This window comes from Paenibacillus sp. UNC217MF, assembly GCF_000686865.1.
In the GTDB taxonomy this organism is placed as follows: domain Bacteria; phylum Bacillota; class Bacilli; order Paenibacillales; family Paenibacillaceae; genus Paenibacillus_B; species Paenibacillus_B suaedae.
In genome coordinates this window covers 235,275-250,864 of the sequence record NZ_KK366027.1, presented here as the reverse complement: position 1 = coordinate 250,864, position 15,590 = coordinate 235,275, and the positions used below count along the sequence as shown (strand labels likewise).

Genomic DNA, 15,590 nt, shown 5'->3' with positions numbered 1-15,590 from the left:
TGGTTTACATTCTATTTACTGAGAATTAAAGATTGCCGTCGTCGCACAATTCCCTTTCATTTTCACAAAGGAGGATAATCAATGAACGAATCCGAATCTGCGCTTATTCAGGCAGTAAGAGATGTCCGCGAGAACCATGTACATGGAGTAACGCTCATTACAGGAGATCGGCAAGAACGGTTTTACAGTTACAAGCAAGTCTTTGATAATGCCCTTATGTATTTGCATACCTTGCAAGCTCACGGCATTCGTGCCGGCGACGAGCTTGTATTTCAATTGAACGATGACGAATCGGAGCACTTTATTTTTTTGTTCTGGGCCTGCATACTAGGCGGAATCATTGCCGTACCCGTCTCGGTCGGCAGCAATGCGGAGCACAAAAACAAGTTTTTTAAAATCTGGGGTACACTCCAAAACCCTTACCTTGCAACTTCGCCGCCTATAATGGAAAGATTGCGCGCGCACGCCTCCGATAACCGACAAACATTGCACGACATGGACATGATAGCCGATAAGACCGTGTATCTGGAAGCGTTGGAGTGCTCCCTCCCCGCCCACGGAACGATTCATCAAGGTTCGTCCCGTACGATTGCTTTCATTCAGTTCTCTTCCGGTTCAACGGGCAATCCAAAAGGAGTCATTGTGACGCATGAAAATGTATACTCCAACACGCGTGCGATCAATAATCGATTCGAAACGAGGGATGTCGACTCCTTTTTGTCATGGATGCCGTTAACTCATGACATGGGGCTGATCTCCTTCCATATCACCCCGCTCATCAAAGGTGTAAATCAATACATCATGCCAACATCCGTGTTTATACGCAGACCGACGCTTTGGTTCAAAAAAATAAACGACCACAATATTACCATCACTTCTTCCCCAAATTTCGGCTACAAATACTTTCTGAAAATGTTCAAGCCTGAGATTGCCGCCGATTGGGATTTATCTAGACTACGAATTATTGTAAATGGTGCCGAACCCATTTCGTCAGAGCTTTGCAATGAGTTTTTGGATAAGATGGCTCCATATGGATTACAGCGGACAAGCATAAGGCCAGCTTATGGCCTAGCCGAGGCAACTGTTGCCGTCTCCCTCACTGATGGCAAAACTGAGTTTGTGCCGATTCACCTGGATCGCAGCTTATTAAACATTGGCCAAGAGATTGTCATTTCGGACAGATCCACTGAACATACTCTTACCTTTGTCGAAGTTGGACATGCAATTGATGACTGTGCGATCCGAATCTGCGACGATCATGATCGCATTTTGCCGGATAAGGTAATCGGCCATATTCAAATACAAGGAAAAAATGTAACTGCCGGTTATTACAATAACCGAGAGACTACTGCCGACATGTTCACGGCGGATCAATGGGTCAGAACGGGAGATTTAGGCTTTTTCATCGATGGAAGTCTAGTTATGACAGGGCGTTTCAAAGACATGATTATTGTGAACGGCCAAAACATTTATCCGCATGATATTGAACGGACAGCGGAAGAAGTCGAGGGCGTTGAATTAGGTAAGATCGCTGCCTGCGGCGTATACAACAAAGAGAGAGGCGAGGATGATATCGTCGTATTTGTCGTTAGCAAAAAAAATGATGCTCACTTCGCCTCGCTGTCCGAAAGCTTAGAAGACCATTTATTCCAGCGCGGAGGCTGGAAAATCGCAAAGGTAATACCGATTCGGCAAATGCCGAAAACGACAAGCGGTAAAGTGCAAAGATACAAGTTGGCACAGAATTATGCCGCTTCGCAGGCGAAGGAAAGCGACAACATCAGTCCTGCCCCTGTTTCCACGGAGCGAAAATCTTCAAGCCTAGAAATGATCATGTCCTATTTGCATCATCATTGCAATGCCAAGACCAATCTGAATGAACATGAATCCTTTGTCAGATTCGGCCTGGATTCGTTAGAGGCGGTCAGAATGATCGATCATGTTGCCGACCGGTTGGGCATGGCGCTGTCCCCGGCCTTGATCTGGGACTATCCGACGCCAAATAAGCTTGCGCATTACCTAGACTCTATTGCAAGTCAGCCTTCCGTCCAAGAGCCTGATGCAGATCGCGGCTCGATTGATGATTCAATCGCTATCGTCGGCATGGAAGGGAAATTTCCTGGGGCGGACGGCATCGCGGCATATTGGGAACTTTTGAAGGGCGGAAAAAACGCGATATCCGACATCGACGACAAAAGGAAAGCGCTATGCGGCATAAATCCCGATTTTCATATGTTCGGCGGATTTCTGGAAGGCATCGATCAATTCGACAGTGAATTCTTCGCCATCTCCCCTAGAGAGGCGGCAAGCATGGATCCCCAACAACGGCTGTTGCTGGAGGTGACATGGAGAGCATTCGAAAATGCCAACATCAACCCCGCTCATCTCAAGGGCGGCGGCACAGGCGTATTTATAGGGGCCAGCGCAACCGATTATATCTATTTGCCAAAACCAAGCAAAACGAATGAGTCCGAGCCGTATCAAGTGTCAGGTGGTGCGCTGAGCATAATCGCCAATCGGATTTCGTATTTTTATGATTTCCGAGGTCCAAGCATGTGTATCGATTCTGCTTGTTCGTCGTCATTAGTAGCCCTTCATTATGCATGTCAAAGTCTGCTCAACGGAGAATGCGATGCGGCTGTAGCCGGCGGGGTAAATCTATTGCTTTCCGCCAGCATCACGGAAGGCTTGCAGGAAGCCAAAATGCTGTCTGAGGATGGAACATGCAAGACGTTCGACGACAGGGCCAATGGTTATGTCCGCGGAGAAGGCTGCGGGGTCGTTATCTTGAAGCGCTTAAAGGATGCGATTGCGGATGGTGACCGGATTCATGCAGTCATTAAAGGAACGGCCGTTAATCAAGACGGTCGCAGCAATGGCTTAACCGCGCCTAACGGGATTGCGCAAAGACAAGTGATACGCAGAGCGATCGAGCAGGCTCAGCTGAAGCCTGCGGACATCGGCTATGTAGAGGCTCATGGCACCGGTACGCCTCTGGGCGATCCCATCGAAGCTGAGGCAATTAAAGAGATTTATGGTTGTCCGTCGGCAGGGATCAAAGACGACGACATCTGCTATCTCGGTTCCGTCAAAACGAATATCGGACATCTCGAAGCGGCTGCTGGCATTGCCGGACTTATCAAAACGGTGCTGGCGATTCAGCACGGCGAAATTCCTGCCCATTTGCACATGACCAAGCTAAATCGATACATAAGTCTCGATCGTTCCCGCCTCCGCATCCCTGTTGAGACGGAAAGCTGGATCAAACCTGTAAAAGCAGCCGGGGTAAGCTCGTTCGGATTTGGCGGAACGAATGCCCACGTTATTGTGCAGGAGGCACCATCCCGTGCCGATAAACGAGCTAACAATGCCATGGGATCGAGAGCGCATCTATTGACATTATCATCCCCTACCACGGACGGATTAGTTAGACTCGCTTCCACGTACGATTCCTATTTACAACATGCATCCTCGGAGCAATTAGGAGCCATATGCGGAACGGCCAATACCCGCCGAACGGCATTTCTACACAGGGCATCATTCGTTGGCGACTCACTTGAAGAGATACATGAGAAAGTCCAGAGCTTCTCCGCTCGCGGGGTCAACGGCATTGCAGGCAGTCTCGTCCACTCTCCCAAAATCGTCTTTATGTTTACGGGACAAGGAAGCCAATATGTTAATATGGCGCGCGGCTTGTATGCAAGCTCAGAAGTGTTTCGCACGAACATGAATCGATGCGCCGATTTAGTAAAGGATCGTTTGGATCATTCTATACTGGATGTCATTTATGATATAGAAAATAATTCTGCGTCAGCTCTCCTTCACCGTACAGACTACACGCAGTGCGCTCTTTTCGCGATCGAGTACTCTCTAGCACAAGTATGGCTATCGCTTGGAATCGAACCTGCTGCGGTTGTCGGACATAGTGTGGGCGAATATGTGGCAGCATGCATTGCAGGGGTATTTTCTCTTGATGATGCTTTGGCCGTAGTTGCCGAGCGAGGAAAGCTCATGACACAAAAGTGCGATCCTGGAGCAATGGCGGCAATCATGGGAGATATGGATGAACTGGTAAGCGTGCTTCACGCCCATTCGAACGTAGAAATCTCCGCCATTAATAGCAGCAATAACTTTGTCATTGCAGGCGCCCCGGACGATGTGGCTGAAGCTACGAACCACCTGCAACGGGCAGGCGTTCATTCCGTAACGCTTGAGGTAAACTATGGATTTCATTCGCAATTAGTCGAGCCTATGTTGCAAGACTATTACGATATCATAAAACGATTAAAATTCAATCCTCCCCAAATTCCGCTTGTCTCTAACGTAACCGGCGATTTCATCGGGTCAATTACCGCCGAGTATTGGATCAGGCATACGCGGGAAGCTGTTCGGTTCAAAGACTCTTTATATACATTGGTAAATGACGGGTGCAATATCTTTTTGGAAATCGGTGCTCATGCCGTACTGTCACGGATTGGACAGCGAGAATTCAATAATGGTGCCTATAAATGGATTCCTTCTCTCCTAAAAGGAAGGGATGACGAATATTCGCTGCTCGAAGCTGTGGGCAATCTGTACGTCGCCGGCGGACAAGTCCAGTTCGAGGCACTCTACCAATTGGACACTCATGAATGCGCGCAATTGCCGAACTATCCGTTTGCTTATACAAAATGCTGGCAAGGCGGTCATATGAATCCGGAATCGCCAAAGGAGGAAAAGTTGGTGAAAACAACCCAAGATAGCAATATCAGAACTTCTATTATGATGGAGATCAAGGGAATATTCGCCCAGTTGCTGAATCAAGACGTGGCAAGAATCGATGAGAACCTGCCTTTATTGGAAATGGGCGCTGATTCGCTCATTTTGATGGACGTGATTCAAAAAGTAAAGAATAAATACGGAGTAACCTTTTCGGCGCGAGATTTTTTCACCGAAATCACGAGCATTTCCAAGCTATGCGCAGCCATCGAATCGGTTATGCCGCATGAAGAACCGCCAGCGCTGACCGAAGAGCTGCCGATCCCGACAGCCGTTGATTCGCCATCCCCGGCACTCTTCAATTCGACAGTCGTCAATCAACCATCCCTAGCACTCTCCAATTCGATGCGCAGCGAATCGGGGCTGCTTGGTTTCATGAGCGAACAACTGGCTTCCATGGAACGTGTCATCCAACATCAATTATCCTTCATCCACAATCAACCACTGAATGGAACGGCTGTTCATCCTAATACAACGGCAATCAACCATTCGCAGAATGGATCGACTGTTCTTCATCCTAGTACAATGGCGATCCGACCGGAATCTCCTGCCGCGCCTTCACTTCCGACAATCTCTGAAAAAACCTGGGTTCCCTATCAAAGATGGCAGGATCAGAAAGAAGAAAGCGTAACTGGTATGCAAGAACAATATGCCAGAGCGGTCGTGGCACGATTGGCCGATAAAACAAAAAAATCGAAAGAGTGGATAGCCAAGCATCGCCCCGTGTTCGCCGATTATCGCGGTGCATCTGGTTTCCGGTTTTCAACGAAAGAAGTTCATTATTTGCCCGTTGTCGATCATGCAAAAGGTTCGCGTTTTTGGGATAAGGACGGAAATGAATATATCGATTTAACGATGGGCTTCGGCGTGAATTTTTTCGGTCACGCGCCTGAGTTTATCGACGAAGCTATTAAAGCAGAGCTTCAAAACGGCTATGCTCTAGGCCCGCAATCCGGCGTCGCAGGGGAAGTAGCCGACCTCATTCACCAGATTACCGGCATGGACAGAAGCACCTTCTGTAATTCAGGGACGGAAGCGGTAATGGCTGCCCTCAGGCTTGCGCGCGCCGTAACCGGCAAGAATAAGATTGCCATGTTCGCAGGGTCATATCACGGCACGTATGACGGCGTACTGGCCAGCATGTTCAATCGCCCCGGTTCAAACGGAGCTTCCCCTATGGCGCCAGGCATTCCTGCCGGGATTACGGAAGACGTCATGATTCTCGAATATAATAATCCACAATCGCTGGAGATTATACGATCCATGTCGGGTGAGCTGGCAGCAGTACTGGTCGAGCCTGTACAAAGCCGTCGTCCTGACCTCGTTCCTATCGCATTTTTGGAAGATCTTCGCGAAATTACGCGGAGCAACAATACGGCGCTGATATTTGATGAAGTGATTACCGGCTTCCGAGTTCATCCTGCCGGGTTCCAGGGCATATCCGGGATTCGACCGGATATGTGCGTTTACGGGAAAGTCCTTGGCGGAGGCATGCACATTGGAGTAGTGGCCGGCAGCGCGAAGTTCTTGGATGCCGTGGATGGAGGGCAATGGAATTTTGGTGACCGCTCTTACCCGCAAGCTGAAACAACCATAATCGCAGGCACGTTCTGCAAGCATCCCATTACGATGGCCTGCACGCATGCCGTTCTGCTTCATCTGTTGGAGTTCGGCCCGGAATTGCAGGAGAACGTCAATGCCAAGACAGCCTATTTGGTGCGCGAATTGAACGATTTCTTCGAGTCTGCGAATATTCCCATGAAGATGGTTCACTTCGGCTCCCTCTTCCGGTTCGTCTATCAAGTGAACATGGATCTATTCTTCTATGGCCTGCTGGAAAAGGGAGTGTATATCTGGGAAGGACGCAACTGCTTCCTGTCGACGGCGCATTCCGACGAAGACATCCGTAAGTTGATTGGGATTATCAAGGATACGATGACAGAGCTTATTGACGCCCAAATGTTTCCGGGTGCCCGCATTGCGGCTGGACAGCAGACCTCCGATAAGGAACTTATCCCCGTATCCGAGGATCAGAGGGAGTTATGGGTGCTTTCGCAGCTAGGCGATCAGGCAGCCATCGCATGCAATGAAACCGTAGTTCTTTCCCTTAAAGGCACGCTACGCCATTCATTATTAACAGAGGCAATGAACAGTGTTGTGGCGCGGCACGATTCCTTGCGGGTGACATTCGATCATCAAGGCAATATGATACCGATTCGGGGGACGGTTCGCATCGATATGCCGATGCTGGATTTGAGCTCCGCAACTGATTCGAGTCCGGAATCTGCTGCAATAGAATGGATTCGCGATGAGACGGAGCGCCCTCTTGCATCAGGGAGCTTATATCGCTGCACGCTGCTCAAATTAACGACCGACAGGCATTATCTCGTATTTACTGCAAGTCACGTTCTCGTAGACGGATACTCTATTGGAATTATTCTTGAAGAAATGTTCGCCGCCTATTCCTTATTGTTGAAAGGCATGCCCATTCATTTTCCAGAGCCTTTACAATTAAGAAGCTACATGGACTGGAAGGCGGAGCTGGAATCCAATGAGGAGCGTCAAGCCAATAACCTGTATTGGTTGAACAAAACAGGCAGCAATACGACCCTGGATTTGCCGCTCGATATGAGGCGTCCGCACAAAAAAACCTATAATGGCGACATTGTTCGGCAAATGGTCAATCCTATGCTTGCCGAACGAGTGAACCGCTTTTCACAGCGCAATAAGGTCACTCCTTTTGTTACATTTTTAAGTGCCTATGCCCTGCTTCTCAATCGTTTGACGCATCAGACGGAGCTGACCGTCGGGGTGCCTTTTGCCCAGCGCTCTCTTCCAGGCGGCTCCAGCTATGTTGGATATGCGATCACATTATTGCCGATAACTATCGAAATGGATGAGCACGCTGAGTTTACGCGTTTGCTAAGCCAGGTGAAGACTTCTGTTTTGGAGGCCCAGGAGCACGGCGAGTTTTCATTCAGCAGCGTATTTCGAAATCCCGATGCCTCTCATCGTCTATCGCCACTTGAAGTTGTTTTTAACTATGAGCGAAGAGTCAATATCCCGGACGCTGGCAATATTGAAGTCGATACCATCCCTACTCCGATTACGGCAACGAAATATGAGCTCAGTTTCAATGTTATGGAATTCAACCGAAATATTCTTTTGGATCTGACTTATAATTCGAATCTGTTCCGGAAGGATACGATCGAACGATTTTTAACTTATTACGAAAATATTTTGCAGGCCATTATTGAACCGTCTGCCGAAAAGTCGCCAATCGCTTTGCTTCCTCTCCTTAACGATGCAGAGCGGGAACGGTTGCTTTTTGCTGGAGAGCCTGCGAATCTTCTGTGCGATCATCGCTGTCTTCATGAAGTATTTGAGGAGCAGGCCCGGCACAGGCCCGATGCCGTTGCCGCTGTATATGATGAACAACAACTGACCTACGGCGAACTAAATGAGAGAGCCAATCGTCTTGCGCGTCATTTGCGCATGATGGGGGCAGGGTCAGGCGTGCTGGTAGCGATATTGGTCGAGCGTTCCTTGGACATGCTCGTCGGCATTCTCGGCGTGCTCAAAGCGGGCGCTGCTTATGTGCCGATTGACCCCGCATACCCTGCGGAACGCATCCGTTATGTGATGGATGACGCGGCTCCGGCCATTCTTCTTACCCAGTCTCATCTCTTGCGCTCCTTGCCGCAGCATGAGCTCGCAACGGTGTGCCTGGATGAAGAGCGAGATACGATAGAGAAGCTATACGGCGAAGATTTGAACGTGGAGCTGACTTCCACCAATCTTGCTTACGTGATTTACACCTCCGGTTCCACCGGGAAGCCGAAGGGCGTAATGATCTCGCATGAGAATGTCGTCCGGCTGTTTACGTCTACCGAATCCATTTTCGGTTTTCATGAAGACGATGTCTGGGCACTGTTTCACTCCTATTCCTTCGACTTTTCCGTATGGGAAATGTGGGGCGCCTGGTTCTATGGCGGACGGTTGGTGGTCGTGCCCCATCTGACGAGTCGTTCACCGGAGAACCTGTATCACTTGCTGGAGCAGCACAAGGTTACCGTCCTCAACCAGACGCCGTCGGCATTTCGGCCATTGGCACAATATGAGGAATCACAAGACTCGTCAAAATTAAGCCTGCGTTATATTAATTTTGGCGGAGAGACGCTGGATTTTCAGTCATTAAAGCCTTGGATCGATCGACACGGTGATCGTTCACCTCAATTTATCAATATGTACGGAATCACGGAAACGACGGTAGTTTCTACTTACCGCCGAATAACCACTGAGGATATCGGGCAGGACACGGGAAGCTTGATCGGAATTCCATTTCCGGACACGAAGGTGTATGTCCTTAACCGTCATATCCAGCCCGTTCCTCCTGGTGTGACTGGCGAAATGTACGTAGGAGGCCCCGGAGTCGCTAAAGGGTACTTGAACCGGGCCGAATTAAATAGCGAGCGCTTCGTGCTCGATCCGTTCGCTAATGATCCTGAGGCACGCCTGTACAAAAGCGGCGACCTGGCCCGCATTCGGCATAACGGCGAACTCGAATATGTAGGACGTGCGGATCATCAGGTGAAAATACGGGGATATCGCATCGAATTGGGGGAAATCGAGGCTGCGCTGAAGGAACATCCGTCTGTAAGGGAAGCTCTCGTTATTGCGGACGTTGATCCACATGGAGACAAGCGTCTGATTGCCTACGTGGAAACGGATCAATCGGGCGATATTATGCCGGTGCTGCGAGCGCATCTCGAAAGCAGGCTTCCAGATTACATGATCCCTTCCCTCTTTATGTGGCTGCAATCGATGCCTCTTACGAATAACGGGAAAATTGATCGCGATTCGCTTCCGAAGCCTGGTTACGAAAGAACGGATCTGCAGCCGACCTATGTGGCGCCGCGCAATCCAGCCGAAATGAAAATGGCCGCCATCTGGGCAGATGTGCTCGGGGTAAAAGAAGTGGGCGTGGAGGATAACTTTTTCGAGCTTGGAGGCCATTCTTTGCTCGCTACCCGGCTTCTCTCCCGCATTCGGGAAGCGTTCCAAGCAGAGCTCCCTTTACATGCCCTGTTCGATGCGCCGACTGTTGCGGCTTTAACCGCCAAGCTTGAAGACATGGGAATGACGGAAATGGAATCGGAAACAGAAATGGATCCCGTTCTCCTATCCGAACTGCTGACCGAGCTGGAAAAATTGCCAGAAGAAGAACGAGAAGCTGTTATGCGCGAACTGCCCCATAAGGAGGATGCATGGGTATGACGGATTTGCGGGATCGTTTGGCCTCGTTAACTCCTGAGCAGCAAAGAATGTTGGCAGCCCGGCTTGCCAAAGACAAGGCACCTCGCAAACCACCCATAAAGCCCCAGTCAAGGAAGCTGGCGGGATCCGTTATGTCATTTGCTCAACAACGATTATGGCTGCTTCATCAGCTTGAACCGGGCATGAATCATTATCATATTCCGTTAGCGTTCGAATTTATCGGAGAGTTGGACATACATGCCTTACAGCGGGCGTGGATCGAAGTCATCCGCCGCCACGAATCATTGAGAACGCGTTTTTCAACAATGGAAAATGCGCCAGTACAAATCATTGAGCCGATCGACACCGTTCAACCAATGAAAGAAATCGATTTGTTCGCAGATGAACGCGTCGAGGACAAATACCTGGAAGCTCGCCACATCATCGATGAAGAGGCAGCCAAGCCGTTCGACTTGGAGCATGGGCATCCGTGCCGGAGCTTGCTCATCAAAACCGGCAAACAGGAGAATTTTCTCCTGTTTGCCTTCCATCATATCGTGTTTGATGGTTGGTCTCTGGGCGTATTTCAACAGGAGCTGCTAACGCTCTATTCCTGCTATTCGCAGGGAAAGCCGTCTCCCCTGCCCGAGCTCCCCTTCCAGTATGCGGATTATGCAATCTGGCAGCGCAAATGGTTAACGGAAGAAGAATTGGATAAGCAACTGCACTATTGGCTGGACACCCTGCATCATGCTCCTTCGGCGTTAGAGCTGCCCACGGATCGTCCCCGATCCGCTACACAAACTTTCCAGGGCGATACCGCTCAATTGTGCATACCGGAAGCCGTAGTGCAACCGCTCCTGCAATTGAGCCGTCGAGAGGGCTCGACATTGTTTATGACCTTGTTGGCAGCTTTTCAAGCTTTGCTTTATCGCTATTCGGGACAGCATGACTTTTGCATTGGCACTCCGATGGCCAATCGTGGAGTGTCGGAAATAGAAGGATTGATCGGCTTTTTTGTAAATACGCTCGTGATCAGAAGCGATCTGTCCACTAACCCGACATTCCGGGAGCTGATGCAGCAAACCAAGAAACAGGTGCTGGGCGCATATGAGCATCAGGATCTTCCGTTCGATCAACTGGTGCAGGCACTGCAACCTGATCGCGTAACGAGCCATAGTCCGTTATTCCAAGTCACGTTCGCAATGAATGACGATTCATTTCAGCGTATGGTGCAATCGGACGGTCTCAAGGTAAAGCTATTACCGATTGTCAACAAGACGTCAAAATATGACCTTTCCCTGGTGATGAGCCATGTCAGGGATCACGGAATCATTGCCGAGCTGGAGTACAACACGGATCTTTTCGATTCACAGACCGTGGAGAGGATGCTGGAGCATCTCCAACATCTATTGGAAAGCATCGTGCTCAATCCCAACTTGTCCTTGAGCAGTCTGGAGATAATGGGCGAATGCGAGCGGCAGCTTCTGCTATCGGCATGGAATCGGACAGAAGCCGCTGATTTAGGCAATATGTGCATCCATGAAATTGTTGAGAAACAAGCTTCCTTATTCCCAGATGCAATTGCGGTGACATTCGGGTTCGAGAAGTTCACCTATCGGGAGGTCAACATTCGCGCGAATCGGATGGCCCGCCATCTACAGCGGCTCGGTATTGGTCCAGAAGTATTGGTAGGCTTGCTGGCTGACCGTTCAGCCGAGCAAATTATCGGATTGCTCGCCATATTAAAATCCGGCGGGGCTTATGTGCCGATCGATCCGGCGTACCCTGACGAACGGATCGCTTATATGATCGAAGATGCCCAAATTCATGTTCTGTTGACTCACAAGCGGCATGCAGAGCGGGTTCGGCACACGAATTTGACCGTTCTTCCGTTGGACGGAATCGGCGCCAATCCGCAAGATGGCGATGAATCGCCTCCCGACAGCGGCGCTGCGTCCAGCAATTTAGCCTATGTCGTCTACACTTCCGGTTCGACGGGCCGCCCGAAGGGAGTCGAAATCGAGCATCATAGCTTGCTCAATTTAGTGTCCTGGCATCAGAATGCGTATCGCATATCCAACTGCGATCGGGCGACATGGCTGGCAGGCCCCGCTTTTGACGCTTCCGTCTGGGAGCTGTGGCCTTATTTGGCCAGCGGCGCCTCAATTCATATTCCAGACGAGGATACCCGCTTGGATCCGGATCGCCTGCGGGATTGGCTCGTGAATGAGCGCATTACCGTCAGCTTTTTGCCCACGCCGCTGGCTGAGGCGGTTCTCTCTCTGACCTGGCCTGACGAGTGCTCGCTGAGGTGCATGCTTACCGGGGGTGACAGACTGCGTTATTTTCCGCCGGAGACGTTGCCTTTTGCCCTGTTCAATCATTACGGGCCGAGCGAAGGAACAGTAGTCTCCACGGCATGCCGCGTGCCTGTGAAATCACGATCCTCCGCGGAGCTTACAGCACCGACGATTGGAAGACCGATCGCCAATATGAGAATTTATTTGCTGGATCGGCATCGCCATCCCGTTCCTGTCGGCGTTGTTGGCGAATTATACATTGCAGGCCACGGCCTAGCTCGCGGTTATCTGAGAAGGCCCGAGCTTACAGCTGAGCGGTTCGGGTACGTTCCTTCCCTTCCAGGGGAACGATTGTATCGAACCGGCGATCTTGCTCGTTATTTACCGGACGGATCCATTGAATTTATGGGGCGTGCCGACGATCAAATAAAAGTAAGGGGATATCGCATTGAACCCGGCGAAATCGAGGCGGCGCTTACGCTGCATCCGGCTGTTGAGCAGGCGATCGTTTCCGTAAAGGAGCCTGGGCCGGAAGACAAGCGGCTGGTTGCATACGTGATTCCGTCAGCCGATATCACTCACGGATTGGATATTAGCGAGCTTCGGCTGCATGTGCAGGCCCGGCTTCCGAATTATATGGTTCCTGCCGCCTTCGTCGTTATGGATGCTCTCCCATTGACTCCTAATGGTAAAGTGGATCGCAATGCGTTGCCGTCGCCGAAATTTACGGACAAGGAGGAAGAATATGTGCCTCCCCGAACGCCGACCGAAAAAAAGTTGGCTGACATTTGGTCTCAGGTGCTTGGCATTGAACTCGTCAGCATCCATGATAATTATTTCAGCTTAGGCGGCGACTCCATTTTAAGCACTCAAATTACAAGCAAAGTACGTCAATTGGGTCTGGAAATGAAGCCGAAATATCTGTTTCAATATCAATCGATCGCGGAGCTGGCTCCCATGTTAGAAGCTCTGAAGCCGCTCGAGCCAAATGAAATCGGGCAGCAAGAAGTGACGGGCTCGCTGCCGCTTACACCGATTCAGCGCTGGTTATTCGAGGAGATGTCCGTTCCCGAGCATTTCAATCAGTCCATGATTTTGTCCGTGAATTCCCGAATAAGCTATGAAGTCCTGCAGAGAGCGATCGCCCATCTCGTGGCACATCATGATGCGCTGCGTCTCCAATTTACGATGGGCCGATCCGGTTGGGAACAGGCATATGCCGCTTATACGGACGAATCGCCTCTGAAGCTCATTGATCTTCGCGATCAGCCTGCAAACCTGCAGGCAGATGCTTTTGCGGCCGCGATCATAGAGGCTCAAACCGGCTTCGACTTAAGCGAAGGCATACTGCTGCGCGCCATCTATTTTGACTATGACACCGGACAGCCAGGAAAGCTGGCCTTGGTTATTCATCATTTGGCGATAGATGGTGTTTCATGGCGCATTTTGCTGGATGATCTAAGCACGGCTTGTCAGCAAATAGTAGACCGTGAAGCCATATGCTTGCCGTCGAAAACTGCTTCATATCGCGATTGGGCGCACAGCCTTGCTGCCTACTCCGCTACGGATCAATTGCGGGCAGAGCTGGAATACTGGTTACATCAAGTCAGTCCTCCCCATCCCCTAATTCCGCTCGACTTCCCAGACGGTGCCAATACGACGGCCTGTTTGGCAGTTGCGGAATCGAATTTGTCTTCTGAAGAAACGCGGATTCTGCTGCAGGAGGCTCCATCAGCATTCGGCGCGCAAATTGACGCTATTCTGTTGGCCGCACTCGGCCGCGCTGTCTCTGGATGGTCGGGAGAAAGGAAAATGTATGTCCATATGGAGGGGCACGGCAGAGAAGAATTATTCACTGACCTTGATATCTCGCGTACAGTAGGTTGGTTTACGAACATGTATCCAGTCATGCTTGAAGTGACAGATAGCGCGGATATATACGCGGACATCCAGGGGGTAAAAGAGCGACTGAACGTTATTCCAACCCGCGGAATCGGTTATGGCTTACTGCGCTATATGACTGAAGATGACAGTATTTCGAATCAGCTTCGCAAGCTTCCACGACCAATGATGAGCTTTAATTACTTGGGGCAATTCAATGCTGATTGGAATAAGGAAAAGGGGGCTTTATTCACGCTGGTTGCGGATACAGCAGGACTGGATCTTGCGCCTGATTCCGAACGGGCCCATTATGTCGACGTGACGGCATTGGTGACGTCAGGCCGCCTGCACATAAGTTTGTCATACAGCGAAAATGTGCATTCTAAGCAAACGATCGAAAATCTGGCTCAAAGGTTCGAAGGAGAGCTTCGAATCATGATCGGATTATGCCAGCAATCAAAATTCCATTCATCTGTAAACGAGCGGAAGATGAACGATGTGAGCGTTCTTGATACAAGCAGCAAATGGTTCGTTCGCAATAAGGTGAATCAGAAAGACGCAATACGGCTGTTTTGTTTGCCTTATGCGGGAGGGAACGCATCTATTTTCCGCGCATGGCATGACTATTTGCCAGCGTTCGCGGAAGTTTGCGCAGTTCAATATCCAGGCAGAGGCGCGCGATTGCGCGAACCAGCCTACACAAGCATGTCACCGCTGCTGGAAGCAGTCGCACATGCGATGAGGCCCCTATTGGACAAACCGTATATTCTGTTTGGTTACAGCATGGGCGCCTTATTGGCCTATGAATTGTCGATCTTATTATCGAGGAGCTTGAATCGTCCTCCGTTAAAGCTTATTGTCGCGGGATTGAATGCCCCGTTTGTTCAGAGTCCGGTATCTCCCATTCATGGTTTGCCCGAGGAAGAATTCCGCAAGCGGCTTCGACTGAACGGGGGAATACCAGAAGAGCTAATTGATGATGAGGAATTGCTGGAACTCCTGTCCCCTTCTCTGAGAGCCGACTTTTCGGTCTGCGAGACTTATGAATATACACAAGGCACCATACCTTGTCCCATCGTTGCATTAGGGGGACAAGACGACGAATTTCTGTCCGAACAATCGCTGACATCTTGGCGCAGCTTGACCAATTCCGATTTTTCAAGCAAGCTGCTTCCGGGAGGACATTTTTTCTTGCACTCTCATCTGGAGCAGCTATTGTCGGCAATTCGAGAAGAAATCGAATGCGTCAATACCGGATCTATTTTACTCAAGTAAAACATGAATGGAGGAACATGGGGAGTTTGCTGAATTTTTTCAGTAGACTCTCCTTTTTTTCGTTGGTTTAACACCTGTCAAATTAGGAAGAAAGAAAAAGTCGAGTCTTCCGACGAC

2 protein-coding genes are annotated in these 15,590 nt (G+C 50.0%); both read left to right on the top strand.

Translation table 11 applies throughout. The annotated features are described in order from the left end of the window. The first annotated feature begins 81 nt into the window (after nucleotides 1–81). Nucleotides 82–10,035 (top strand): hybrid non-ribosomal peptide synthetase/type I polyketide synthase, encoded by a 9,954-nt coding sequence (locus BP95_RS30720; protein ID WP_051614121.1) that lies wholly within the window; start codon nucleotides 82–84, stop codon nucleotides 10,033–10,035. Beyond that, nucleotides 10,032–15,473 (top strand): non-ribosomal peptide synthetase, encoded by a 5,442-nt coding sequence (locus tag BP95_RS30715; RefSeq protein WP_051614120.1) that lies wholly within the window; start codon nucleotides 10,032–10,034, stop codon nucleotides 15,471–15,473. Before BP95_RS30720 ends, BP95_RS30715 begins: the two co-directional genes overlap by 4 nt. Nucleotides 15,474–15,590 lie beyond the last annotated feature (117 nt).

What these genes read in the sequence shown, in the direction of transcription:
- BP95_RS30715 (WP_051614120.1), top strand. Translation starts at nt 10,032, where the DNA reads ATGACGGATTTGCGGGATCGTTTGGCCTCGTTAACTCCTGAGCAGCAA.
- BP95_RS30720 (WP_051614121.1), top strand. Translation starts at nt 82, where the DNA reads ATGAACGAATCCGAATCTGCGCTTATTCAGGCAGTAAGAGATGTCCGC.